The sequence below is a fragment of the Mesonia algae genome, assembly GCF_003253545.1.
In the GTDB taxonomy this organism is placed as follows: Bacteria; Bacteroidota; Bacteroidia; order Flavobacteriales; family Flavobacteriaceae; genus Mesonia; species Mesonia algae.
Genome location: NZ_QKYV01000002.1, coordinates 172,148 through 195,442, shown reverse-complemented (window position 1 = coordinate 195,442; position 23,295 = coordinate 172,148). Strand labels below are relative to the sequence as shown.

Annotated in this window: 24 protein-coding genes and 2 tRNA genes; 6 read left to right on the top strand and 20 right to left on the bottom strand. The window is 32.2% G+C overall.

The window, feature by feature from the left end; translation table 11 throughout:
• Position 1 precedes the first annotated feature (1 nt).
• From LX95_RS04110 to LX95_RS04020, 19 genes are all read right to left on the bottom strand, one after another.
• Positions 2-1,543: a phytoene desaturase family protein gene (locus LX95_RS04110; protein WP_111540171.1), complete on the bottom strand. Its 1,542-nt coding sequence runs from the start codon at positions 1,541-1,543 to the stop codon at positions 2-4.
• The gene (locus LX95_RS04105) at positions 1,533-5,111 is read right to left on the bottom strand and encodes an MMPL family transporter (RefSeq protein WP_170116575.1); all 3,579 of its coding nucleotides are present in this window, start codon (positions 5,109-5,111) and stop codon (positions 1,533-1,535) included. Before LX95_RS04105 ends, LX95_RS04110 begins: the two co-directional genes overlap by 11 nt.
• Before the next feature lie 107 nt (positions 5,112-5,218).
• Positions 5,219-6,424, bottom strand: a complete 1,206-nt coding sequence (locus LX95_RS04100; protein ID WP_111540169.1) for a DUF2062 domain-containing protein — start codon at positions 6,422-6,424, stop codon at positions 5,219-5,221.
• A gap of 3 nt (positions 6,425-6,427) precedes the next feature.
• Entirely contained in the window at positions 6,428-6,793 is a 366-nt protein-coding gene (locus LX95_RS04095; protein ID WP_111540168.1) for a hydroxymyristoyl-ACP dehydratase, read from the bottom strand.
• 6 nt (positions 6,794-6,799) lie between these two features.
• Positions 6,800-7,411, bottom strand: coding sequence for a hypothetical protein (locus LX95_RS04090; protein WP_111540167.1), 612 nt, complete (start codon positions 7,409-7,411; stop codon positions 6,800-6,802).
• The gene (locus LX95_RS04085; RefSeq protein ID WP_111540166.1) at positions 7,389-8,018 is read right to left on the bottom strand and encodes an outer membrane lipoprotein carrier protein LolA; all 630 of its coding nucleotides are present in this window, start codon (positions 8,016-8,018) and stop codon (positions 7,389-7,391) included. Before LX95_RS04085 ends, LX95_RS04090 begins: the two co-directional genes overlap by 23 nt.
• On the bottom strand, positions 8,005-8,775 hold the full coding sequence (locus LX95_RS04080; protein WP_111540165.1) for a polysaccharide deacetylase family protein: 771 nt from the start codon (positions 8,773-8,775) through the stop codon (positions 8,005-8,007). The genes LX95_RS04085 and LX95_RS04080 overlap by 14 nt, the downstream gene beginning before the upstream one ends.
• Complete coding sequence (locus tag LX95_RS04075) at positions 8,769-9,833, bottom strand: beta-ketoacyl synthase N-terminal-like domain-containing protein (RefSeq protein ID WP_111540164.1); 1,065 nt, start codon at positions 9,831-9,833, stop codon at positions 8,769-8,771. The genes LX95_RS04080 and LX95_RS04075 overlap by 7 nt, the downstream gene beginning before the upstream one ends.
• Positions 9,834-11,030 carry a beta-ketoacyl-[acyl-carrier-protein] synthase family protein gene (locus LX95_RS04070; protein WP_111540163.1) on the bottom strand — a complete coding sequence of 399 codons (1,197 nt, stop codon included), beginning with the start codon at positions 11,028-11,030 and terminating at the stop codon, positions 9,834-9,836. It abuts the gene before it with no gap.
• Complete coding sequence (locus LX95_RS04065) at positions 11,031-11,282, bottom strand: phosphopantetheine-binding protein (RefSeq protein ID WP_111540162.1); 252 nt, start codon at positions 11,280-11,282, stop codon at positions 11,031-11,033. It lies immediately after the preceding gene.
• Positions 11,275-11,868, bottom strand: a complete 594-nt coding sequence (locus tag LX95_RS04060) for a hypothetical protein (protein ID WP_211307636.1) — start codon at positions 11,866-11,868, stop codon at positions 11,275-11,277. Before LX95_RS04060 ends, LX95_RS04065 begins: the two co-directional genes overlap by 8 nt.
• Positions 11,865-13,001, bottom strand: coding sequence for a beta-ketoacyl synthase N-terminal-like domain-containing protein (locus tag LX95_RS04055; protein WP_111540161.1), 1,137 nt, complete (start codon positions 12,999-13,001; stop codon positions 11,865-11,867). Before LX95_RS04055 ends, LX95_RS04060 begins: the two co-directional genes overlap by 4 nt.
• Positions 12,998-13,441, bottom strand: coding sequence for an acyl-CoA thioesterase (locus tag LX95_RS04050; protein ID WP_111540160.1), 444 nt, complete (start codon positions 13,439-13,441; stop codon positions 12,998-13,000). Before LX95_RS04050 ends, LX95_RS04055 begins: the two co-directional genes overlap by 4 nt.
• Entirely contained in the window at positions 13,441-13,881 is a 441-nt protein-coding gene (locus LX95_RS04045; RefSeq protein WP_111540159.1) for a hypothetical protein, read from the bottom strand. Before LX95_RS04045 ends, LX95_RS04050 begins: the two co-directional genes overlap by 1 nt.
• Positions 13,878-14,759 carry an LpxL/LpxP family acyltransferase gene (locus LX95_RS04040; protein WP_111540158.1) on the bottom strand — a complete coding sequence of 294 codons (882 nt, stop codon included), beginning with the start codon at positions 14,757-14,759 and terminating at the stop codon, positions 13,878-13,880. Before LX95_RS04040 ends, LX95_RS04045 begins: the two co-directional genes overlap by 4 nt.
• A gap of 5 nt (positions 14,760-14,764) precedes the next feature.
• The gene (locus LX95_RS04035) at positions 14,765-15,010 is read right to left on the bottom strand and encodes a phosphopantetheine-binding protein (protein ID WP_111540157.1); all 246 of its coding nucleotides are present in this window, start codon (positions 15,008-15,010) and stop codon (positions 14,765-14,767) included.
• Positions 15,011-15,027: 17 nt separating this feature from the next.
• Complete coding sequence (locus LX95_RS04030; RefSeq protein ID WP_111540156.1) at positions 15,028-16,251, bottom strand: beta-ketoacyl-[acyl-carrier-protein] synthase family protein; 1,224 nt, start codon at positions 16,249-16,251, stop codon at positions 15,028-15,030.
• Between the two features lie 4 nt (positions 16,252-16,255).
• The gene (fabG, locus tag LX95_RS04025; protein WP_111540155.1) at positions 16,256-16,987 is read right to left on the bottom strand and encodes a 3-oxoacyl-ACP reductase FabG; all 732 of its coding nucleotides are present in this window, start codon (positions 16,985-16,987) and stop codon (positions 16,256-16,258) included.
• A 32-nt stretch (positions 16,988-17,019) separates the two neighbouring features.
• The gene (locus tag LX95_RS04020) at positions 17,020-18,561 is read right to left on the bottom strand and encodes an HAL/PAL/TAL family ammonia-lyase (RefSeq protein WP_111540154.1); all 1,542 of its coding nucleotides are present in this window, start codon (positions 18,559-18,561) and stop codon (positions 17,020-17,022) included.
• 71 nt (positions 18,562-18,632) lie between these two features.
• Between LX95_RS04020 and LX95_RS04015 the strand changes: the two genes are divergently transcribed.
• The 5 genes from LX95_RS04015 (at position 18,633) to tssD (ending at position 21,546) form a co-directional block, all read left to right on the top strand.
• Positions 18,633-19,883, top strand: a complete 1,251-nt coding sequence (locus LX95_RS04015; protein ID WP_111540153.1) for an NAD(P)/FAD-dependent oxidoreductase — start codon at positions 18,633-18,635, stop codon at positions 19,881-19,883.
• 132 nt (positions 19,884-20,015) lie between these two features.
• Positions 20,016-20,099, top strand: a tRNA-Ser gene (locus tag LX95_RS04010).
• A gap of 25 nt (positions 20,100-20,124) precedes the next feature.
• Positions 20,125-20,199: transfer RNA gene (locus LX95_RS04005), tRNA-Pro, on the top strand.
• 248 nt (positions 20,200-20,447) lie between these two features.
• Positions 20,448-21,137: a hypothetical protein gene (locus LX95_RS04000; RefSeq protein WP_111540152.1), complete on the top strand. Its 690-nt coding sequence runs from the start codon at positions 20,448-20,450 to the stop codon at positions 21,135-21,137.
• 16 nt (positions 21,138-21,153) lie between these two features.
• Positions 21,154-21,546, top strand: a complete 393-nt coding sequence (gene tssD, locus LX95_RS03995) for a type VI secretion system tube protein TssD (protein ID WP_111540151.1) — start codon at positions 21,154-21,156, stop codon at positions 21,544-21,546.
• A gap of 149 nt (positions 21,547-21,695) precedes the next feature.
• Here the strand turns inward: tssD and LX95_RS03990 are convergent, their stop codons facing one another.
• Complete coding sequence (locus LX95_RS03990; protein WP_111540150.1) at positions 21,696-22,091, bottom strand: hypothetical protein; 396 nt, start codon at positions 22,089-22,091, stop codon at positions 21,696-21,698.
• A gap of 153 nt (positions 22,092-22,244) precedes the next feature.
• Between LX95_RS03990 and LX95_RS03985 the strand changes: the two genes are divergently transcribed.
• Positions 22,245-23,240, top strand: a complete 996-nt coding sequence (locus LX95_RS03985; RefSeq protein WP_111540149.1) for a hypothetical protein — start codon at positions 22,245-22,247, stop codon at positions 23,238-23,240.
• The last annotated feature ends 55 nt before the right edge of the window (positions 23,241-23,295 follow it).

Below are 23,295 nucleotides of genomic sequence, written 5' to 3'. Positions count from 1 at the left end.
TTTAAGATTCTTTAGGTTCAATATACGCTTGAATTTTCTTCATAAGGTATTCCAACCCTAAAATCTCTGAACTCGTTAATACCGCGCCAATGGTTACGCCTAAAATACCGTGCATATTTACGCTTTGCCCTGTTAAAAGCAAATTAGAAATCTTCGTTTTGGGTGCTAAAAAAGATTTTAAAGGTTGAGCGGCATCTTTTACATATCCATACATAGATCCGCTTTCATTACCAATGTAGTCTCTATATGATAAAGGTGTAGAGGTGTGAATAGATTTGATGTTCTCCCTTAAATTGGGAAATTTTTTTTCTAATACGCTTAAATAATCCTCCACTTTTTTAGCTTTAAACTTCTCATAGTTTTCTCCTCGTTCTTGCTCTTTAGCGACGGTGTTAAAAGTGTTTTGCCAAGGTTTCATCTCTTCAAAATGCATATAAGCAATAGAAGTTAAACTTTCGGCAAATCCTTTGTTTTTAGGATCTTCTGCCATACCCACCATATAGGATTCGGGCCAAGAATCTTGAGTGTAGTTTTGACTATTCCATATATTATCTATAGAGTCGCTATAATATAAATTGTAGTTTTTATAAGGAATTGTTGCTTCTTTAAAAACTACATAAATACTAAAAGAAGAAATAATATTTTCTTGGGCTTTTATACGGTTATAATAAGCTTTACGGATGTTTTCTTTACCGATAAGATCTACCGTAGTTTTTGGCTCCATATTGGAGATAAAATACTGAGCCTTATAAGTTTCTCCAGATTTTGTAGAAACAGCCGTTAACTTTTTACTTTCTGAAATATGAAACTGATCTACTTCTTGATATTTAAACACTTTTCCACCATGAGTTCTAATTTCTTTTACCAAATGTTTAGCAATTTGACTTCCCCCATGTTCACAACGCCAAGCGCTTTGCATATAAGAATTTACTGATAAGGCATGTACGTAAAGCGGGGATTTTTCAGGGATTCCTGCATACAGTAAGTTAGTACCCGCTAAGACCGCTTGCAAAGTTTTATTTTTTGTAATGGATTCTATGTACTCTTTTGCATTTACTGAAAGTAACTCAGGGTTATCGGTATAAGGCTTTCCTAATTTTAGATTATACATAGGAAAGTTTTTACAAATCTCTTGAAGTTTTTGGGTATAAGTCACCAAAGCTTCTTTCTCTTCGGGAAAATATTCTAATAATTGATCTACAAAATTATCATAACCCTGTGCGTGTGGATATTCTATTTTTTCATCACCAATGCTAATAGCGTCGTATTTATCTATATTTAATCGTTTAATTTTGAGCTTATCCATAATTCCTAAATACTTAAAATAAGTATATAGGTTCTCTCCTTTCGCAAGTCCGCCAATGTAATGTACTCCAGTATCAAAAATTTTCTTGTCGCGTACAAAGGTTTGCAGGTTTCCACCAAATTGATTGTTTTTTTCTAAAACGCAAACTTTATAACCTTCTTTAGCCAAAATAGTTGCTGAAACCAATCCGCCAAGGCCACTTCCCATTACTACAACATCATAAGTATCATTCTTCATGTAATCCTTTTTCTCGCATCAAAATTAACAATCCTTCTTCTTTTTTATGTAAAGTAAACCCACTAAATTCTTTAAAGTCGGTTTCTTTATCTACCATCACATAAATAACTTGTAAATTTTTTGACTTTTCTACAGGAGTTTTAGCAAGTTGATTTCCATCAATGAGAAGATGTGTTGCTTTTTCCCACTCAAATTGAGCAAAATTAAATAATTTGACTTTTAAATGTTTTTCAGATCTTCTTGCAGCAGTAATTTGTTTTTCTTCAGTAGTAGCGAAAACTGCATTAACCTTTATATAAGGATGTCTAATTTGGTGGTAAAAAGACCACATTCCATAAGAAGAATCCCAGATAACCAATTGTTTTACCTCTTGTAAATTATAAGAAATTTTAAGATGTGCATCTATATTAGCTACATATTCTTTTTTCATTTTTTGATACAAAGACGTATAGCGATAATTAGAAAGTAAGTAGTTTTTAAAATACCCCTCCTGTTCCACACGATCTTTTAGTTTTTGGTATTCTTTACGGAAATAAGTACTAATAGATTTGCATTGTTCTCTATAACCTGTACCAAAACTTGAAGATTTAGGATCTATTTGTGATAAACATTTTAAAGTAATCTTTCCATTATTAATAATAAAATCCCCTTTAGGAAGCACTTCTGAAGTTCCGTGAATTAAAATGGGTGTAATAGGGATTTGAAGCTTTTCAGCCAAGTAAAAAGAACCTTTATGAAACCTATTTATTTTATTGTTTAAAGATCTGCTTCCTTCAGGAAAAGCAACCAAAGAGTATCCCTCATCTACTTTATGTTGTAAATGAGCTATGCCGTCATCAATACCATTACTCACTGGGTAAAAGCCTGCTAATTTAACTGCTTTCCCAAAAACAGGAGAATTATATACCCAGTCATTTACCAAAAATATAAGCTTAGGGTTTAATTTTCCTAAAGATAGTATATCTAAAAATGAAGAGTGGTTGGCAATAAGAATACTTGGTTTTGCCCAAATATCTTCAGAAAAATTTAAACTTGTTTTCTTTACAAATGGGTTTGTTGCCAATACAGATCCCATTAAAGAAGAAATGATTTGATGAAAATATCTCATCTTTTTTTCTTTACGGAATGGTAAAATGGGTAGTAATATAAAGCTTAAGGTACTCACCATAAAAGCTCCTACGCCAAAATATATAAAACCTAAAGAAGTCATTACAAAATTTTGGAGTTGTAAAGGAGCTAAACCTTTTTTAGCACGATTGGTAATCGCCCACTTAAATAACCAAGGTTGTAAAGTAAAAGATACTAAAGCCGCTGTTAGCACTCCAATTATAGAAACGGTTGCAATTGAAATTAAAGCGGGGTGTTTTGCAAAAATTAGTACTCCCATCCCTAAGAGTGTGGTAATTACTGATAAGACAATAGAGCTCCTATACGTAGCTAATTTGGGTTGATTATCTAGATATTGATGTTGTAACCCATTAGTAATAAAAATACTGTAATCTATTCCTAGCCCAAAAATAAAAGTGGAGATAATAATATTAAGAATATTAAAAGGAATACTTAACATATACATACAAAAAAGAGAGATAACCCAGGTAATCGCAATAGGAATGAGTGTAATAACCACTAATTCAATTTGTCTAAAAGCAAGCCATAGAATAATAAAAATGGCCACAAATGAATAGCTTATGAGTTTACTAAAGTCAGATTGTAAAGTTCCTAATAAAGATTCATTAAGTGCTTTTTTATCAATTGCCAATACCCCATTTTCCTTTTCTATAAAATTAGTAAAAGCCTCGCGCTGTGTTTCATTTACTTGAACTATAGATAGAACAGTGCTTAATTTCTCATCTTTAGCAGTGGTTAAAAATTCATCAATAAATAAATTACTAACCTTTTGGTATTCATTTAAGTAAATGGACTTATATTCTTTATTTACAGTGTTGTAAAAATTATTAAAAGTATCTTCCTTAAATCCAACTTCTCCTCCTGCTTTCTTAAAATTCATTTGAAGTGAATCTACTCGATTCGCATTCCAGAAAGTTTTCCAAGTATTTATTTTTCGTTGTTGATCTTCATCAGAAAGTACAATTCCGCCAAGACTGCTAAAACGCTCTATCTCATTCTTTTTTTCTAAAGTTTGGAGCTTTTCAAATAACTTATGATTGGTTTGCAACGCACCTTCAATTTCTTCGGCATAAGAAACCACGTAAAGAGATTTCAAGGAAGTTTGTGCTGTTTCTTGTAGTTTTGCTTCCGCTTTAGCTAGAACTTCTGGCTGATAATTTAAATGTGAAAGATCTTCATCAAACCCTACTTTTTGAAAGAAAAACAAGCCAATAATAAATATAACTACGACTCCTCCAACGAGCCATTTATTTTCTTCTATAGAAATTTTAGAAAACCTATCTAGCCAAGTCTGGTGGCTTTTATTATTTTTCTGTGGTTTATATAATTGCGGAATAACGATCAAAGCAGAAAATGCAGCAACAATCACACTTATAGCTGCAAAAAGTCCTAGATCTTTTAAAGCTTCACTTTTCACAAAGAACAAACAAAAAAAAGCAGTTGCCGTAGTAAAACTACTTACTAAAATAGAAGGAGAAATTTGTTTGTAAAGTTCTTTTATGGTCAAACTCTCCCGACTATGCGTAAGGGTATGTAAAGCATAATCTAACGTAATTCCTAGTAAAATAGAGCCAATACCTAGTGAAATTAATGAAACTTGAGTTTTAAATAGAGCTAAAACTCCAATAGCCACAGTAGCTCCAATTAAAGTGGGGATAAATAAAATAAGAGGTATATATATTTTTTTATAAAAGGATATAAGAATAACTAACAATAATACTAAGGCAAAACTAATTGTATATTGTATATCTTGTTTTATTTGCTTGGCATTGGCCACAGCATAAAGCATAGATCCCAAAAGATTTGCTTCTACATCTGGAGAATTCTCATTTAGTTCATTTACAATTGTATATAAATTTTCACTTAAAATTTCGCTTTTCGCGGAATTAGACGTCTTAAATTTAGAACTGATGAATAAAAGTATGTTCTTTCGGTTATTGGTCAATAAAAACCCTTTATAAAGATCAAAATCATCACCTACTTGGAGACGCTTTAATTTTTCTAGACCCAGACTAGTTAATTGTAAAGGGTCCTTAATAATATACTGTTTGGTAATTAATCCTGCAGGAGAAATTAAACTCTTATAACTCGACTTTACAATTTGTGCTATAGAATCTTGATGTAATTTTTTCTCTATGGTCTTATAATCTCTTTCGTTCAAAAAAAGAGGTAAATGCTCATAAATAAAATCATAGGTTTGTAGCATATCTTCTTCAGCTACTTTTCCTTGTACCTTTTTAATTTCAAAAGCAGTACTATCTTGAAGCTTTTCTAAAAAATTTTCCGCGAAAGCGACCAATTTATCTTCATTCCCCCCTTCTTCTACACCAATATTTACAATAATCTTATCGGTAAAATCTACGGTCTTTAATACTTCTTGAGTAATTAAAGACTGTTCACTTTTAGGAATAAGTTGATTGATATCCTCCTTAAATTTCATTCGACTCGCTAAAGTCAAACTTACGGTAAGAATGCAAGCAATAATTAGCCAAGACCACCACGTGTGTCTTTGAAAAAACTTTGAAATGTGAAGTAAAAAGGTTGACATTAATGGCTTCTGGCTTGCTTATTTTGATGCACCGAAAATATAAAATAAAACACAATTCCCACCAACATACTACTAATCGCAGCAAAAGCTGTAGCTCCAATTAGATATTGTTTTACATTTCTATAAACATCTAATGCATTTTCTATCTCAAAGCTGTCTAAGTTAGCCTCTAATGGTTTTCCTAGAACCAAAGCTCCTATTTGATAACTTATAAAAATAATAAAAGGGATGAATGGTGGAAGACTTACATTAGAAAATAAAAAAGCTAGTGCTTTATTAAGCTTGGTTATTTGTGCTAAAAACAATACCAGTAGGGTTTGAAATCCCCAAAGCGGAGCTATACCTATAAAAACACCTAATGAGATGGCTAATGCTTTCTTTTGAGGTGATTCATTTACTTTTAAAATTTTCTCTTTCCAAATACGAGAAAGTTTTTGACTATTGGTGTTTTTTATTTCTTGAAAACCTTTTTTGGGTAAAATGTAGAGTAAAGTGGCAGCAACCAAAAACGTATTTAAAATACTAATACGGGTAAAATCTTGAAATGGCCTAAAATGGCTGACCCTTTCTTGCGGATCGTAAAGAACTTTTACGGGAACATTTTTCACTTTAATTCCGCGCCAAGCAGCTTTTACAATGGCTTCAATTTCGAGTTCAAATTTAAAAGTAAGTAAACGCATTTCATTCATACGACGAATGGGATAAAGTCTGTATCCACATTGCGTATCAGTTAATTTAATGCCTGTTTCTATCCAAAACCAAAAATTGGAAAACTTATTACCAAAGCTACTTTTTTGAGGGATTTCTGGTCCTGTCATCGTTCTAGAGCCAATCAGCAGAATATCTTTTAAATGATTTTTCTCTAATTCATTTATAAAAACAGGAAGGTCATCTGCAAAATGCTGCCCGTCCGAATCTATGGTGATTCCGTATTCAAAACCCAACACTTCGGCTTTTTTAAAAGCTTGTCTTAAAGCAAAACCTTTACCTTTATTTTTAGTAAAATGTATTTGAGTTAAGAACTTATAGGAAGAAAGTATTGAAGAGGTAGCATCGGTAGAACCGTCGTTTACAATAATAATATGTGTAGTAAAACGTAAAACATCTTCTAAAACGCGTACTAAAGTAAGCTCATTATTATAGGTAGGTATAATAACGGCTACTTTATGTAACTCAAATTGCGATTGTAAAGATGCCAACGGCATAGATTATAAAGGTTTTAAAATGAGTTTTAATTTAAGTACTACATTATTTTTTTGAAGAGCTTTTCCTGTAAGTTGAATTTGGTCTTCTTTTTCTAAAAAAACAGATTGAAGTTCTATTTCATTATTTTCTTGTGGGTTTACCACTGCCAAAAACTTTGCCTGGTTGGTTTGTTCTATTTTAAAGGACTTGCTGTAAAAACGCTCTGCTTCTTCTTTAAATAACTGAATTAATACTACTCCAGGTGTTACCGGTTGTCCCGGAAAATGACCTTCGAAAATTTCATGATTAGCATTAATTTTTAAAACAGAAGTTAAACTGTTTGTTTCCTTTTGCTCTGAAATAAGGCTTGTAAATTGATGTAACAGCATATATGATTATTCGATTGGAGTAAGCTGAATATTTAATTTGATTCCCGAATGGGCTAAATTAATTAATTTTACCTGCTCGTCTTCACCAAATTCAAATAGAATCTTTAATTTTTCTTTAGTTTTAGTGGTTTTGATGATTTCTTTCAAGTTTCCGTTTTCACAATAATAAAATAGCTGATAATCATTTAACTTGGTGAGATATACTTTTTTTTCCGCTTGACGGAAAGTTTTTTCCACTTTTAATCCGCTAGCTGTAAGGGTTCTAATATCTGCCGCTAAAGTCTTTAAAATTATTTTTTTATCGAGTTGAGCAATGGCAAAATTTTTAATATAACCCGTTGGCATTACCGTGATATCGAGAAGAGTATTTCCAAACTCTGTTGTAAAAGCCAATCTAGAAATATCTTTCTCTTGCTTTTTGATAATTAAAATACCGCTTACTTCTTTACCGTAAACATTAATAGAACTTTTAAAAACTGATGCTTCTAAGTTCTGAAAATAAGGGTTTTCTATTTGTTGGGGCGCGTCTTTAATTTGAGTTTCCTCTAAGTTTTTTAGTGTAGATAAGCCACAAGAAAAAAACAGAAAAAAAGCACTAATGAGTAAAAACTGACGCATCTAAGGAAGGATTATGTTTTAAATTAGTGAATTCAATACTAGTGAAATCACCAGATTTTTCAATCAGTTTTACTTTTTCTACTAAATAATTCTTGGTGTTAAAATAGAGTTCTATGGCTTTAAAAAATTCAGATAACTCTTTTTCTTTGGGGATCATTTTCGCTAATACAATACCATTTTGTTTTACAAAATGTGTAGAAAAACCTTCATCTAAAAGCATTTTGCCATTTATACTATTAGCAATTAGATCGCTTAATTTTTCAAATAGCTTATTAGAAGATAAATCTATTTGTTGTTTTTTACCATCATCATTAATTAATAGTTCTCCGTTTTTAAAAATTACACTGTATAAATAAGGTGTTTTATACTCCCATTTCACCAAATTAGGAGATTTATAATAAAAATCCCCATTAGATTTTATACTTTTTTCGACAAAACTTAATTCTTTTGTTTGGATAAAATTTCCTTTAAGCGTTTTGGTTTCTTGAGAAAATGCTTCTACATTATTTATAAAAGTTTCTTCTTCTTGTGGATTTAATGGTTCTTGCGCCCAACTCCAATAACAAACGAAAAATAAAAGTAGGAAGGTAGATTTAGCGATACGCATTGCTTTTAAATAATTGATCTATGGTTACTAAATTATATTTTTTTTCATTTAAGAATAGCAATAACTGCTCCAAAACCTCTTGTGTTAATTCTCGATCGTCGTGCAACAAAATAACAGAACCGGGTTTTATTTGCCTAACGATATTCTTATAAATTGTATTTTTTGAAGTTAACAATGCATCAAAAGAACGTAAACTCCAACCTATGGGCTGCATTTCAGTTTTAAGTAAAGCTCGTTTAATCTTAGGATTACTAATCCCGAATGGAGACCTAAAAAAAACAGGAGATTTTCCTGTAGCAGCAATGATAGCTCGATTACAAGATTCCATTTCTTGTATCATTGTTTTTGTACTAAAAAACCCAATGTTCTTAGCGTGTGAATAAGTATGATTGGCTATCGTATGACCATCCTCAATTATTTTGTTTGCAATAGAAGGATTTTCGTCTACCCGATGGCCAATGCAAAAAAAAGTAGCTTTAGCATTATACTTTTTTAAAAGCTCTAATATTTGTAATGTATTTTCAGTAGGACCATCATCAAAAGTTAAGGCTATTTGTTTTTTTGAGTTTCGCTTAAAATGCCATGCAGAATAGAAATAATTCATACGCACGTTGGTGGCACCAATACTTGTGATCAACAACCAAATTCCGCCTACAATTAAAACGGAATAAATAGGGAAAAATCCTTTTTCGATTCCCATAATAATAAGAATACCTAAAAGAAAAAATGTAATATTTACATTTTTAAACTTTAGCATGCTTGCAATAATATAAAACTATGATCTCTACCTTTATATTGATTATAAAGCAATATCGTTTTGATAGATGAATTAGGTTTGAAATTATTTAACTGACAGATTTCTGGAATTTCTTGTAATCTTAATATTTTACAAGCTAACCAAAAGGCAAATCCGCTTGACGTATAAAATTCTCCCACTAAATGTTTGTAGTAAAGTTGCGGAATTTGAGAGAAAATATCGGATTGTAAACTATGGTAAAAGTCATCATAATTAACATCGCCGTTGTTTCCACAAATAAAAACGTCTATATCATCTGTACTTAATTCGTTTTTCTTTAAGAAATTAAGAGCTTTATTTTTGAGACCTTCTTTATCTAATTGATTATAGGTTTCAATATCCTTTACGGAAGCATAACTAGGTTCACTTTTCTCCCCAGAGACTACAAAAAATGAAGCTCCTTCCCCACTAATACTTCCAGTAGAAGCATAATCTAATAAGTTAAAATTACATATTTCTTGTTCGGTTTTTAACTGACCGTCTAATTGGTGTAATTCATTCGAATACTTAGATATTTCATCTACTCCGCCTACTAATAAATGTCTATTTTTAGAAGAGATGGATTGTAAAAAAGCATCTAACAAAGCGGTCTCAAATGAAGCTGCTCCTTGAACAAAAGTCATATTATAAGCCTTACATTTTAATTGTAATGCAATTTGACCGGCTACGGTGTTGTGTGTTGATTGTATAAATTTTGTAGGTGATAACAAACCTTCATTACTCGCTAAAAGATTTTCTAAAAAAACATCAGAATCGGTTTTGCATCCCATTCCAGTTCCTACAATTATCGCATCGGGCTGTGTGATGTTTATAGATGCCAATACTTTAGAAGCTGCTACTACACCCATCTTTACCGATGAAGACATTCTACGCATGGCTGCGGGTTTAATATACTTCCTAAAATCTGAAAAATAAGTCTTTAATATAGGTGATGAGTACGTTTGTACTTCTCCAAAAAAGGATTCTTCACTGGAAGAAATATCTTGCGCATTTAAGGTAGAAATTCCGTTGACAAACATTTATAAAGCTTTAGAGAAAATTAGACTAGAACAATTGCCACCAAAACCAAAAGAATTAGAAAGCACATAGTTTACTTCCTGTTTTTGAAAACTATTATGTGGAGAAAAATTTAAGTCTTCCATTTTAGTTTGAAAATTTAAATTTGGAAAAACACATTGATATTGCAAACTTAAAATTGAAAAAACGGCTTCAATAGCACCAGCAGCAGCTAGGGTATGCCCCGTAAAAGCTTTCGTACTGCTTAGCGTAGGAGTTTCTTGAAATAAACGTTGAATCGCAGTTCCTTCAGATAAATCATTATTGGGAGTTGCCGTCCCGTGGGCGTTGATGTAATCTATTTGTTTAGGATTTAAATTGGCATTATTTAAAGCTTGTTGCATCGCCAAAAAAGAACCCTCTCCCGTTGCGGAAGATGCCGTTTGGTGATGTGCATCGTTAGCATTCGCATAACCTTCTAAGTAAGCCAAAATAGGCTGATTTCTTTTTTTAGCATCTTCTTCAGTTTCTAAAACTAAATATCCTGCAGCTTCACCTAGATTAAGTCCTTTTCTATGTTGATCGAAAGGCTGACAAAGATCTGGAGATAAAATGCGTAAAGAATGAAATCCGTTTAATGTAAATTTAGAAAGACAATCGGTAGCTCCCACCAATACTCGCTTTAATCGATTTTGTTTTAATAACTTTGCTCCCATCATTACCGCATTAGCCCCTGAAGAACATGCCGTGCTAATGGTAGTCACCACTCCATTTATTCCTAAATAATCAGCAATCTTATTGGTGGTAAATCCTGGATGTTGAGCTTCTATAAAAGGAAAGTTGCTAGGATTTTCTTTATACTTATGATATAATTTTTCTGTAACGTCCATACCTCCAACGCTAGTTCCATTCACAAAACCTGTTTGAAAATCTATTTCTTCAATATTTGCTTGTTGTAAAGCTTGTTTTGCAGCGTAAGCCCCTAATAAAGCAGCTCGAGTAAAATAATGAAAATCGGGAAGTTTTAAGTATTCCGCTAAGGCTTCGTTACTCATTTTAATTTCCCCCACTGGGAAATGATCTTGATGTACAGTCTCTAAAATCTCTATTTTACCAATTCCACTTTTTGATTGTTGTAAGGCGCTAAAGTTTTCTTCTACATTGTTACCAATTGCAGAAGTAACCCCCATTCCTGTGACTACAATCCTTTCATTATCCATTTACTGCTTACTTTCAATAAATTGAGCTAAGGTTTCAATACTTTTAAAAACCTCTTTTCCTTCGGCAGGATCGGTTAGTTTTATTCCGTAATCTTTTTCTAATAATACGATTAACTCGAGTGCATCGATAGAATCTAAACCTATTTCATCCCCAAATAATAAATCGTCATTTTGTATATCTTCAACACTTAAATCTTCTAAATTTAACTGTTCAATTATTTTTTCTTTTAATTCTACTCGTAAATTACTCATGTATATAATTTTCTAATAACGTTGGTGCGGAAAATACAACCTCACCTTGCGGCTCAATATAATTTAAAAAAACGTAATAATCATTTAAATTAGCCTCTAACCAGCCGCAAATAGTAGTTGAAGCTTTGTTATTTTTTAGTAAAGATTCGGTATGTGAAACTATTATTTGAGGTTGAAATTCTTCTGCTATAAAAAAAGCATTTTCACTTTGCAATTGATGCTTTATACTTATTTCCCCCATCACAATATTAGGTAAAGTATAAACAAAATTTGCTGGAGAAGGAAAATCGTTTAATTTCTCTTGATGTTGAAAATCACTCACCTCACTACTTGATTTATTTTGAAAAACCAAAGCTGTATCGCTAGAATAATCTTCTTTTAAAACAGTGGTTGCGATAATCCCTAATTTACATAGCACATCCATTTTATGAAATTTCGCATAACTCAAATCTAAAAATTGATAAGCTTCTTTTAAAAAATCTTGAATCGAAAGACCCCTATTTACTTTGAATATAGATCGATCGTTTTTAAAGATTTCATTATTTTTTATCTTTACGGAAGCGGTGATGTAGAATTCCTTTCTCATACAGTTTCCTTTTTTAAAAGCATGGCAAAATTACACCCTCCAAATCCAGAAGCTGTTTTTAAAGTTATATTCAAAGGTTTCTCTTCTGTTTTGGTGATAACATTTAAAGCCTTTGTCGTGCCTTTTTCTTTAAAACCTAAAGATTTAAATACTTTGTTTTGCAGTAAACTTTCTTGCGTAAAGATAAGTTCTAATAAAGCAGAAACACCAAGCGTGTGCCCATAATAAGCTTTTAAACTATTTAATGGTGTATTTTTAAGTCCTGCTCTGTTAAAGGCAATAGCTTCCATTTCATCATTAAAAATAGTAGCGGTGCCGTGAGCAGAAATAAAATCTATTTCGTGACTTTCTATGTCGGCTTCTCTAACTGCATTTTGAATACTTATATATAAACCTTCGCCAGTTCGTGACGGACCCGAAATATGGTTAGCGTCATTAGCTGTAGCTTCTCCTATAATTTGAACTGCATCTATTTTTGGCTTTACGGAAGTCACCCAAAGTGCGGCTGCAGCTTCTCCAATATTAATTCCGGTTCTATCTTTAGAGAAAGGCTTGCAAATTTCTTTTGCTAATGCTTGAAAAGAATTAAAACCTGTTAATGTAAATTCACTTACCAAATCACCACCTACGACGATGGCATGATCATAACTTTCGTTTTCAATCATTTTTTTAGCAACACTTACCCCTAAACCTCCAGAGATACATGCATTTGAAACAATAATCGGGGTTTCTTTTAAATTAAAAAACTCTTGAAGCGTTTTTGCCAATGCAGGAAGTTTTGCTTTTTCTTTAGAAAACAAATTCTCTTCCGATAAGGTATCAATATTTCCTTTAGTTGTGGCTATAATAAAGGCTATCTTGTCTTTAGAGATTTCTGAATGTTGCTGTAATACTTCAGCGACAGCCAAAATCATCATTTTTTCTAACTTGGTATATTCTTCAACCTTTCCCAACTCTAGAAATGCTTCATCTAATAAATTAGTAGAGATATGACCTGCGTAATATTCTCCAACATGAGACGATTTGTGCTTTTTAATTGCTGATATACCTTGACTTACAGACTCTAAATTTTGTAAAGAAGTAAAGCCCAACGGAGAAATGATTTGATGATTACCTAGATATACTTTTCTCATGATAAACCGTTTTGTGCTTTCCATTTTTTGAAAAAATCAGGAATTGTCAAAGAAAGTTGTCCTTGATTATCAGTAAAGACTTGTAAGGTTTCTCCTATGCAAACTAGTTCTTGTCGCTGATTAAAAATTTCGTATTTAAAATGAATTTTTGCAGCAGGCGTATTATAAAATGTCGTTTTTACAGTAGCAACATCTTCGTATCGTAACGGTAACTTATGCTCACAATATGATTTTACGATTGGCGTCGCAAAACCTTGTTCAAACATTTTCATATAAGCAATACCGTGTTCTCTATTAAAAGCTTCTCTCCCATCTTCAAAATAAGTGATGTAATTACCATGCCAAACCACCTGTAAAGGGTCACAGTCATTAAACCGAACACGTATTTCGTATTCGTTGGTTAACTTAGTTTTTTGAGATTTAAATCTTTCCTTTAGCATTAAGAAGGTGCAATTGCTGTTTTTATTTCCGCGGAAGCTATAAGTTTTTCTTTTTCATCACGGACCTCTATTTTTGAAAGTTTGATACCCATAAATTCTTGTATTAAACTAACTTGAGTAAAAATCTTTTCTCCTATGTGTGGTAAACGATGAAATTTAGCAGTTTTAATAGCTCCAATATAACCTATTTTAGCTTCAGTTTCTTTGGCTTGATAAGCCAAATAACCGTCTTGTAAAGCTACACTTTGTGCCATATGTTCTATAAGTCCGGCTTCAGAAAAATGATCATCATGATTCAGAATATTTTCGCTATGAATTGAAAAGCCTGTTAAAGCTTCGTTTTCATTAGCCTCATATAGTTCGCTTACCATTACAAAAGGATCTTTTTGCGGAATAAGCTGCAACAACAATTGATGATTTATAAGAGTGTCTTTTTTCATGATTTATATTCTTTCCAAAAATCGTAAAAATTAAACCACTGATGTGGATATTCTTTTACCATATTCTCCAAAGATTCTGTATAGCCTTTCAAAATTTCAATAGCATTATAATTATTAGGAATAAAAGGCCTTGCATAGAAATGATAATGAAATTTCTTTTCTCGCATAATATAAGCAAATAAAATAGGTAGCTTTTTTTGTGCTGCTAATTTAAAAGGACCTTGAAAAAACTGGGCTTCTTTCCCTAAAAAGAGTTCTTTTAAGTGCTTGCCTTCCCCACTTCTATCGGCAGCGAAAACTAACAATTCATTATTTTGTATGGCTTTATTAATTAAAAATATATGTGACAAATCTTCTTTAACTATAATAAATTTTAGTTTACTCTCCCCAGTAATTGAATTTAAATAGTTTTTTATTTGCTCGTGCTCCGTATCTGTAACCACCATATGAATATTGATCTCAGTATCTGAAATTTCCGTAAAGAAAGATCTAGAGATATTAAAATTTCCAATATGAGCGGTAAAAATGATTCCTCCTTTGCCTTGAGCTATAAGTGCTTTTATATTTTTAATTCCGTCAAATTCGAAAGTAAACCTATTCTTTAACCCCACGGTAACAGCAACTCTATCTATTAATGTTTTACCAAATTGCACATACGATGTAAAAATACTCATCATCGCTTTAAATTTTGAGTAGTTTAAGCGCCTGTGGTAATAAGTATAGATGTTTCTACTGGTGGTATAAGAAGAAAAAACAAAATAAAAAGCTACAAAATAAAGTAAACCATAAGAAGCTCTTAAGCCTAGATATTTAATAAAAAAAATGAAGATTTTATACCCAAGAATACTTCCTTTAGATTGTCCTTTCCAATCTGCCATGGCAATTATGCGTTAAGCTTGGTGTCGATAAGGGTATAGAAATCATTAAACGTATGTATATTTACAAAGTCTTCACCAACTAATTTTATCCCAAAATTAGACTCTATAGCTACTACTAAATCTACGTAATCTAAACTATCTAAATCTAAAGTTTCTTTTAAATTCGCTTCCGCGGAAATTTCACTTTGTTCTACTTCGAACTCGTCGATCAAAAAATCATCTATTTTTGAAATGATTTCACTTCTCTCCATTAATTAAGATTTTACTGTTATTCTTTTACCTTTTGGACTACTAGTGCAGAGTTGGTTCCCCCGAATCCAAAAGAATTGCTCAAAAATACATCAATTTTTGCGTTTAACGTTTCCTTAACTAAATTTAATTTTCCTGAATCTTCATCGGGTTCGTCCAAGTTAATATTAGGTGCGACAAAATTGTTTTGCATCATTAATAAAGAATAGACTACCTCACTGGCACCAGCCATCCAACACTCATGTCCTGTCATAGATTTTGTAGAACTTACATAAGGTTTTCCTTTTTCAAAAACTTCATGAATAGCTTTAGCTTCATTAGTATCACCAATGGGAGTTGATGTAGCGTGAGCATTTACATAATTAACCTTTTCTGGTGAAATTTTTGCCATTTCTAAGGCGCGTCTCATCGCTCTAGCTGGACCTTCTTGATTAGGCGTAGAAATATGATCACCATTAGAAGAGAAACCATAACCTGTAATTTCTCCTAAAATAGTAGCTCCGCGTTTTTTAGCAGATTCATAACTTTCTAAAAACAAAGCTGCGCTCCCGCCGCTAGGCACAAGTCCGTCTCGGTTTTTATCAAAAGGTCTACTTGCTTTTTGTGGCTCATTCTCTCGGGGAGAAAACACACCCAAACCATCAAAGCTACCCATGGCATATTCATTAATTTCTTGTGTACCGCCACATAAAATATAATCTTGTAGTCCTTGCTGAATTAATAGAGAAGCCATCCCAATACTATGAGAGCCACTCGCGCAAGCTGCACTTACCGTAAAATTAATCCCTTTTAACTTAAAAATGGTGGCCAAATTCATACTACACGTAGAATTCATAGATTTAAAAACACTCCCTGACCCCACAAGTGTAGTATCTTTTTTTTCTCTTATCTTATCTGTAGATTCTATTACCGAATTTGCCGTACTGTCATTACCAAAAAGAATTCCTATTTCTTGCGTATCTAAAAACTGTTGATCTATACCTGCTTGATTAAAAGCTTGCTGAGAAGCCACAAAGGCATATTCTGTCTCTGGCCCAATACTTATGCGCTGTCTTCTAGTAAGTTCTTTTTTAAGATTTAAAGGCGGAACCATACCCGTTAAAGCAGAACGATAACCAAACTCTTTTCGTTTTTTATCATAAACAATTCCAGATTTACCTGCTCTTAAAGAAGCAGTTACTTCTTCTTGGTTAGTGCCTATACAAGAATAAATCCCCATACCTGTAATAACAACTCTACGCATATCCTTATGAATAAATTCCTCCGTTTATATTTATAACTTCTCCTGTAATGTAAGAAGATTTTTTTGAAGCTAAAAAGCTTACCAAATCGGCTACTTCTTGAGCTTTCCCAAATCTATTGGCTGGAATAAGTTTTTTAAGCTCTTTTTCATCTAGATCTTTGGTCATATCTGAATGAATAAAACCTGGAGCTACAGCATTAACAGTCACTTTTCTTTTTGCAATTTCTTGCGCTAAAGCTTTAGTTGCTGCGATTACAGCTCCTTTTGCTGCAGAATAGTTGGTTTGTCCTGGAGTTCCTTTTACTCCAGAAACCGAAACCATATTGATGACTCTCCCGTAGCGTTGCTTTAATAAAGATTGTAAAAAATATTGTGTAACATTATAAAAACCTTGCAAGCTGGTTTGTATTACACTATTCCAATCTTGTTCTGGCATCCACATAAAAAGACCATCCTTAGTGATACCTGCGTTGTTGACAATCACCTCAATTTGTGCTTCAGGGTTTTGGGTTATCCAATTATCAAAAGCTTTAGTAGTTTCCTCTTTGCTCGCTACGTCAAATTGAAGTGAATCGCAAGAAACTCCGCACTCCTCAATTTCCGCTTTAGCGATAGCTGCCGCTTCTTGATTAGATTTAAAAGTGAAAAGAATATGGTAATTTAAATCTTTTGCCAATTGTATAGCGATGGTTTTTCCCAAACCTCTAGAACCGCCAGTGATGATTGCGTATTTCATTTCTCTATATATTAAGTCCTATTGAACTTTTATTAAGCTTGCGTAATTTTATACGCTTCATTATCTAATAAATAATCTTTAACCGTTTGTATATACGGATAGATAGGCTCATCTGTTTTAAAAGGTGGTACAATTTCTTGCAAGTCTTTTAAAATATTGGTTGAAGCCGATGATAATTTCTCTGCCTTATCGGAAAAATATACTGCTTGTGTTAATGCGATCAACTGAATTGATATTACTTCATAAGCATTCTCTATCACAGTTTTGGTCATATTTGCCGCATTTGTCCCCATACTTACAATATCTTGATTATCGTTATTGTTAGGGATACTATGTACATACATAGAATTAGATAAAGCTTGATTTTCGGCTGTGGTAGAAACTGCTGTAAATTGCATGCCTTGTACACCAAAATTTAATCCTAAAGTTCCTAAATTTATAAAGGGCGGAAAAATATCATTAAGCTTAGCATTTAGAGTATAATTAAGTTGTCGTTCTGCTAACATACTCAGTTTAGTCATCGCCAGCTTTAATTTATCCATTTCTAAAGCTACATAATCCCCATGAAAATTTCCACCGTGATAAACTTGTTGGGACGCTACATCAATTATAGGATTATCATTGGCAGAGTTTACTTCTTCCATCAAAATAGATTCAGTATTTTTCAGCGTATCTTTTATAGGTCCTAAAATTTGAGGTACACAACGCAAACTGTAATATTCTTGTACTTTCTCTTTAAAAACTTTTTCTTGCTTCGGATTATATAGATGCTGAACCCTATTTTTTATAAGCTCACTATCGTTTAAATGGGATCGCATTAAACTTGAAATCTCTTGCTGACCTTTATGCTTTTTTGCAGCATTTAAAGGTTCAGAAAAATGATCATCATAAGCTTCTACCAACTCATTGAGCAAAGAGCTAGCAAAAACCGACCAATTTAATAGGCGCTTAGCGTACACGGTATTTACAATTCCAATTCCCGTCATAGCAGAAGTACCGTTCATAATTCCTAGGCCTTCTCTGCCTTCTACTTTAATAGGATCAATCTTTTCTAGTTTAAAAACTTCTTTAGTCGCATAACGCTTTCCTTTATAAAATACTTCTCCTTCTCCTATAAGTACTAAGGCTAAATGAGCTAATTGAACCAAATCTCCACTTGCTCCAACTCCTCCATGTTCAAAGATTAAAGGTGTAATATTCTTGTTGAGCAATTGCGTCATTACTTGAATTACACTTAAATGAATTCCTGATTTTCCTAAAGCCAAAGTATTAAGGCGCGCAAGCATTAGAGATTTTACGTATAAAGAACTTAAAGGTTTTCCCGTACCTGCAGCATGACTTCTTATCAAATTGTACTGTAAAGCGTTTTTATCTTTAGCTTCAATTTGATATTGCGCCATAGGTCCAAAACCGGTATTTACTCCGTAAATCACCTTGTCTTTAGCAAATTCTTGTAAAAAAGAAAAACTCTCCTCTACTCTATTAAGTATGGATGGGTCCCATGAAAGTGATTCACTCTCAAATAATACCTTATAAAAATCTTGAAAAGTAATCTCTTCTTTAATTGCAATCATAACGGGAGAAAGTAGATTAAAATCTTTCTAGTTTCGCAAATGTAGTATATTTACCAAGCAAACAAAATAGAATGAAAAAAGAAAAGGTAGATGTCGCTATTATTGGCGCTGGCCCTTCAGGAACTGTTTCTGCTTCTTATTTACGACAACAAGGTATTTCTGTAAAAATTATTGAAAAGTCAAAATTCCCCAGGTATAGTATTGGTGAAAGCCTCATTCCCCGATGTATGGATAATTTTGAAGAAGCAGGATTACTCGATTGTCTTCTAAAGCAAAACTACCAAGTTAAAACTGGAGCTCGATTTATAAAAAATGGAAAGAAAAGTGAGTTTGACTTTAGTAAAAAATTTGGCAAGGGTTGGGATTGGACGTGGCAAGTGCCCCGAGATCATTTTGATCAGGTGCTAGCAAAAGAATGCATTAAAAAAGGAGTTGAGATTGAGTTTGAAACCACAGTTATAGATGCTTGCTTTACGGAAGAAAAAGCTACTTTAACTTTAAAAAATGAAGAACACGAAATATCTCAATTAGATGCTAAATATGTAATAGATTCTAGCGGATTTGGAAGAGTTTTAGCTCAACTTTTAAATCTTGAAGCTCCTCCACAAGTTGCACAACACTCATCTATCTTTACACAAATAAAAGACATTAGACGACCAAACGGAAAGGAAGGTTCACTTATTACTTTCGATATTATAGAAGAAGAAGTTTGGTTTTGGTACATTCCGCTATCTAACGGAAATACAAGCATTGGTTTTGTAGCACCCAACGATTGGTTTCTTCAATTTAAAGGTAACACTAATGAAAAGCTTCGTCAAATGCTTCCGTTAACGGAAAAATATTATCCTCAATTTAAAGAGTTACCCTTTCTATTTGAGCCTATACAAGTAAAGAATATTGCTAAAAATGTAACTAAGCTTTACGGAAATCGTTTTGTCCTTACAGGCAATAGTGCAGAATTTTTAGATCCTGTTTTTTCTTCTGGTGTTTCTTTTGCTACAGAATCGGGCCTCTTAGCTGCCAAATTAATAGTGAAAGAACTTAAAAATAGTGCAGTTGACTGGGAAAAAGAATATGTAGATTATATAAAAAGCGGCGTAAATGTTTTTTCTACGTATGTAAAAGAGTTTTATAATGGTAATCTTCAAAAAATTTTAATGCATCAACAACCTAATGAAGAAATAAAGCAACAAGTATGTGCTGTCTTAGCCGGTTATGTATGGAATGAAGAAAATCCTTTTGTAAGAAAACATCATAAGTTGGTAAAAAACGTAGCACGGTTAATAGATTTAGAAAATAATTTAAAAAAAAATAATCTATAAAATTCTCATAGTTAGAACACTATAGAATACTTAAAAAAAAAGCTAAAAAAAACTACTCAAAAACTTGCCGAGAAGATAAAGACGTCTTATATTTGCAACCGCAATAACAAAGCGAAAGTTCATAATTTTAACGGAGAGGTGCCAGAGTGGTAATGGAGCAGATTGCTAATCTGTCGACGGGTAACTGTCGCCAGGGTTCGAGTCCCTGTCTCTCCGCTAAACATCTTTAAGTTATACACCTCGGGGTGTAGCGTAGCCCGGTCATCGCGCCTGCTTTGGGAGCAGGAGGTCGCAGGTTCGAATCCTGCCACCCCGACTAGAAAAAGAGTAATCATTTGATTACTCTTTTTTTTTTGCCTTAAACTCAAATGAATTATATTTTTAAAATTGGGCTTTTTCTATCGTAATAGCTATTATTTCTTTTTCTGAGAATATATAACCTCGCGCAAGTAGATCTACAACCTAGATCAAAACTAAGTTTACTAATTTACAATATCACTGAAAACAGTTAGTCTGTTTTAAACCTAATAATCCAACTTTGTATAAAACAAAAAAAGGATTACTATGGATTTTAAAACAATGTTACAATTACCAGTTTTAAATACAAATGAAGTTTTAAAAATACTTCAAGAAATTGCAGATATAGAGAGAAAAAAAGAAAAACCTCAAATGCCGCAAGTTACAATTAGTACGCATTCAGGTGGTGCTTCTGGTTTTTTTGTGAACTATGACAGCGAGAAGAATGTAGTTTTATTATGTGATATTTATGATCGCAAGGCACAATTTCAATACTTAGAAACGCTTTCTATTTCTTCCATCTCTATGAGTAATATTAATAAATACGGTTATCTTTTATCTGATGGAAAGATTCCTTTTACTCCCGAAGATGATGAAATACCAACTTTACTTCAGTTAAAAAAAGAGATAAATTATTTAGAAATAGAGCTTAAAGAAGTTTTCGATAAAAAAGTAACTATTGTTTATGAATTTGAAGAAAACCCAGAAAATCTAGATAAGTATTATATTTCAAAAATTGTGGACTTGTTAAAAGAGACGCTTTCTAAAATAGCTGAAGATAATTTGGCTAAAGAGGCGTTTACAGAATCAATTTCAACAGTAAAATTCACATTAGGAAAAGAGATTAAGACTACTTTAGAGGAAGAAACACTATCTATAACTCTAGATACAACCAAGGGCTTAAAAAGCTTTCCTACATCAAAAAAATTACAAGATCTAATAGAAAAAGAATTATAAATATAAACTAAAAATTATGCAAGATTCTAATGTAGTTAGCCGAATAGAATTATTAATAAGAAAAGATAATAGCACAGAAAAATCGTTTGTCTTAAGCCAGTGCGATTATAGTTTTAATATGGACTATTATACGGAAGAGAAAAAACCTATAGATGTAAATTTCTCAGGAACAACAAAAATGGTTAATGATCCTATTTTTATTGAATGGATTTCTAACCAACCTGGAGAATGGTCTGGTTATGCTAAAGTATTTCATAGAGAGCAAGAGACTCCATCAATTTCATTGGTCTTTAACAAAGCTACTGTAGTGAGCTTTAGTCAGTCTTTCTCTGAATATAATTCTCATAGCGATGCTTATTTTAGTATGATATTAAAAGACGTTACCTTTAACGATGTAAAACTGCATTAATAAAAAAACTCTATTGTAAAGCCTTTAATGATTTAATTCTTAAAGGCTTTTTTTAGTTGTAAACTACAAGATATATTAGCCATTAAAAAAGGAAAATCTATAAAGATTTTCCTTTTTTAAAAATAACAAGAAGATGTTATTTTTTAATACTATAAATTATTTTCTAAATATTCACGTATAGTTATATCTATAAAATACCCGCTGTGATGACCTCCCCAACAAGCCGTTAAAGAAAATACACCATCTTCTAACTTTAGTTCTTTTTTAGCTTCTGCTCCTTCATTTGGTATGCAATAAACCTCTATAGAATTCAAGCTCTCTGCTACAGCTTCTCTGCCCATATCATCTTTACAAACTTCTCTTAACCCATCTGTAAGACGTTGTAGACAAACACTTGGTACAAACTTTATAAAGTCCATTTCAAAAGTATCCCAATTAATATTGATGGGTAATTCTTTACCTACAATTTCATTAATTTCTTTCTGATAATCTCCTAAATATTGATCTTCTATAGATTTTGCAGCCCTTTTTTCTTGTAATCCCATGTCGTATTATTTTAAATGAATTTTATAATTCAAATTTATCATAACATCCTTTTTAAATAGCACCTTGTATAAGTGATACTCAAAATTCACGGAATTCAGGGAGGCTCACATTTACTTATAATACTAGATTTATGCTTTCTAAATTAAAACTTCATGAAATTTGTAATACTAGTAGCTGTATTTCTACTTATAATTTTACTTATTACCACTGGTTGTGCACAAATAGTTGGTGGTATTTCTCAAAAGAAAGCAGCAACAAATCTGGAGCAATATTTACAAATAAAATATAATGGCCAGCTTACATTTAAAGATCTAAATAGATATTTTAATGCAGCAACAATGGATCCTAATATATTTAGTGTTGTTGTTTATGATAAACAAGTACCTGAAATAGAATTTTATACCCATATCAATGCAAAAACCATATTAGAAAATGACACTCTTCCTCTATACCCTAAAGCTGATGCAATAGTTTTTGATGATTTATATCGGGAAATTTTAAAACGTTATAACATTAGACAAGAGGTCATAGCAGATTTTAAAGCTGAAATTTCAAAAATAGTTTTTTCTGATAATGATATTGAATTTACGTTTAATGAAGATTTAAACCCAAATAAACTAAATGATATCGTTACCCGTTTTATAAATCGCTTAAACCAATCTTTTAAGCAAATAGATAGTGCTTACGAATTGAGTTTACTTATTAAAACTCCAGAATACCCAGGTGGATTTATCAACATTACCTTAGATATAGAAAACGCTCAATACACACCAGGTCCCTATTTGTTATCAGAAAATCTGACTAATTTTGAAATGCTAGAGACAAAATTAGAAGCTTATATGCAAGCTAAATTAGATACTAATTATCCGTATTTTAAAATTATAAGTCATAGGAAAATTTATATGGATAAATCTTCTTTGTCAAAAGGCGCTTGGATACAATATTTAGATGATAAAAGAGTAAAAAATACAGAAAGTGGTAGATGGGTAAATCCGCAAAAAGGACTGTTTGTAGTCTATTTCGATTTACAATCTTCTTTCATTTATCGTGCTGAAATGCTTTCTGAAGAAAATGATAAAACTTCTAAAGACCAAGAAAATCTACAAATAAAAGAAGCTCTAGAAGCAGAAGGAATTAAAATTCAATAAAATTCTTTAGTTTACTTTAAAACATTAAAAATTTGCTTGAGTTCAAAACTCAGAC

Bases quoted from the DNA above. Each gene is read 5' to 3' on its own strand.
- LX95_RS04110 (WP_111540171.1), bottom strand. From the start codon at position 1,543: ATGAAGAATGATACTTATGATGTTGTAGTAATGGGAAGTGGCCTTGGC.
- LX95_RS04105 (WP_170116575.1), bottom strand. From the start codon at position 5,111: ATGAAATTTAAGGAGGATATCAATCAACTTATTCCTAAAAGTGAACAG.
- LX95_RS04100 (WP_111540169.1), bottom strand. From the start codon at position 6,424: ATGCCGTTGGCATCTTTACAATCGCAATTTGAGTTACATAAAGTAGCC.
- LX95_RS04095 (WP_111540168.1), bottom strand. From the start codon at position 6,793: ATGCTGTTACATCAATTTACAAGCCTTATTTCAGAGCAAAAGGAAACA.
- LX95_RS04090 (WP_111540167.1), bottom strand. From the start codon at position 7,411: ATGCGTCAGTTTTTACTCATTAGTGCTTTTTTTCTGTTTTTTTCTTGT.
- LX95_RS04085 (WP_111540166.1), bottom strand. From the start codon at position 8,018: ATGCGTATCGCTAAATCTACCTTCCTACTTTTATTTTTCGTTTGTTAT.
- LX95_RS04080 (WP_111540165.1), bottom strand. From the start codon at position 8,775: ATGCTAAAGTTTAAAAATGTAAATATTACATTTTTTCTTTTAGGTATT.
- LX95_RS04075 (WP_111540164.1), bottom strand. From the start codon at position 9,833: ATGTTTGTCAACGGAATTTCTACCTTAAATGCGCAAGATATTTCTTCC.
- LX95_RS04070 (WP_111540163.1), bottom strand. From the start codon at position 11,030: ATGGATAATGAAAGGATTGTAGTCACAGGAATGGGGGTTACTTCTGCA.
- LX95_RS04065 (WP_111540162.1), bottom strand. From the start codon at position 11,282: ATGAGTAATTTACGAGTAGAATTAAAAGAAAAAATAATTGAACAGTTA.
- LX95_RS04060 (WP_211307636.1), bottom strand. From the start codon at position 11,868: ATGAGAAAGGAATTCTACATCACCGCTTCCGTAAAGATAAAAAATAAT.
- LX95_RS04055 (WP_111540161.1), bottom strand. From the start codon at position 13,001: ATGAGAAAAGTATATCTAGGTAATCATCAAATCATTTCTCCGTTGGGC.
- LX95_RS04050 (WP_111540160.1), bottom strand. From the start codon at position 13,441: ATGCTAAAGGAAAGATTTAAATCTCAAAAAACTAAGTTAACCAACGAA.
- LX95_RS04045 (WP_111540159.1), bottom strand. From the start codon at position 13,881: ATGAAAAAAGACACTCTTATAAATCATCAATTGTTGTTGCAGCTTATT.
- LX95_RS04040 (WP_111540158.1), bottom strand. From the start codon at position 14,759: ATGGCAGATTGGAAAGGACAATCTAAAGGAAGTATTCTTGGGTATAAA.
- LX95_RS04035 (WP_111540157.1), bottom strand. From the start codon at position 15,010: ATGGAGAGAAGTGAAATCATTTCAAAAATAGATGATTTTTTGATCGAC.
- LX95_RS04030 (WP_111540156.1), bottom strand. From the start codon at position 16,251: ATGCGTAGAGTTGTTATTACAGGTATGGGGATTTATTCTTGTATAGGC.
- fabG (WP_111540155.1), bottom strand. From the start codon at position 16,987: ATGAAATACGCAATCATCACTGGCGGTTCTAGAGGTTTGGGAAAAACC.
- LX95_RS04020 (WP_111540154.1), bottom strand. From the start codon at position 18,561: ATGATTGCAATTAAAGAAGAGATTACTTTTCAAGATTTTTATAAGGTA.
- LX95_RS04015 (WP_111540153.1), top strand. From the start codon at position 18,633: ATGAAAAAAGAAAAGGTAGATGTCGCTATTATTGGCGCTGGCCCTTCA.
- LX95_RS04000 (WP_111540152.1), top strand. From the start codon at position 20,448: ATGGATTTTAAAACAATGTTACAATTACCAGTTTTAAATACAAATGAA.
- tssD (WP_111540151.1), top strand. From the start codon at position 21,154: ATGCAAGATTCTAATGTAGTTAGCCGAATAGAATTATTAATAAGAAAA.
- LX95_RS03990 (WP_111540150.1), bottom strand. From the start codon at position 22,091: ATGGGATTACAAGAAAAAAGGGCTGCAAAATCTATAGAAGATCAATAT.
- LX95_RS03985 (WP_111540149.1), top strand. From the start codon at position 22,245: ATGAAATTTGTAATACTAGTAGCTGTATTTCTACTTATAATTTTACTT.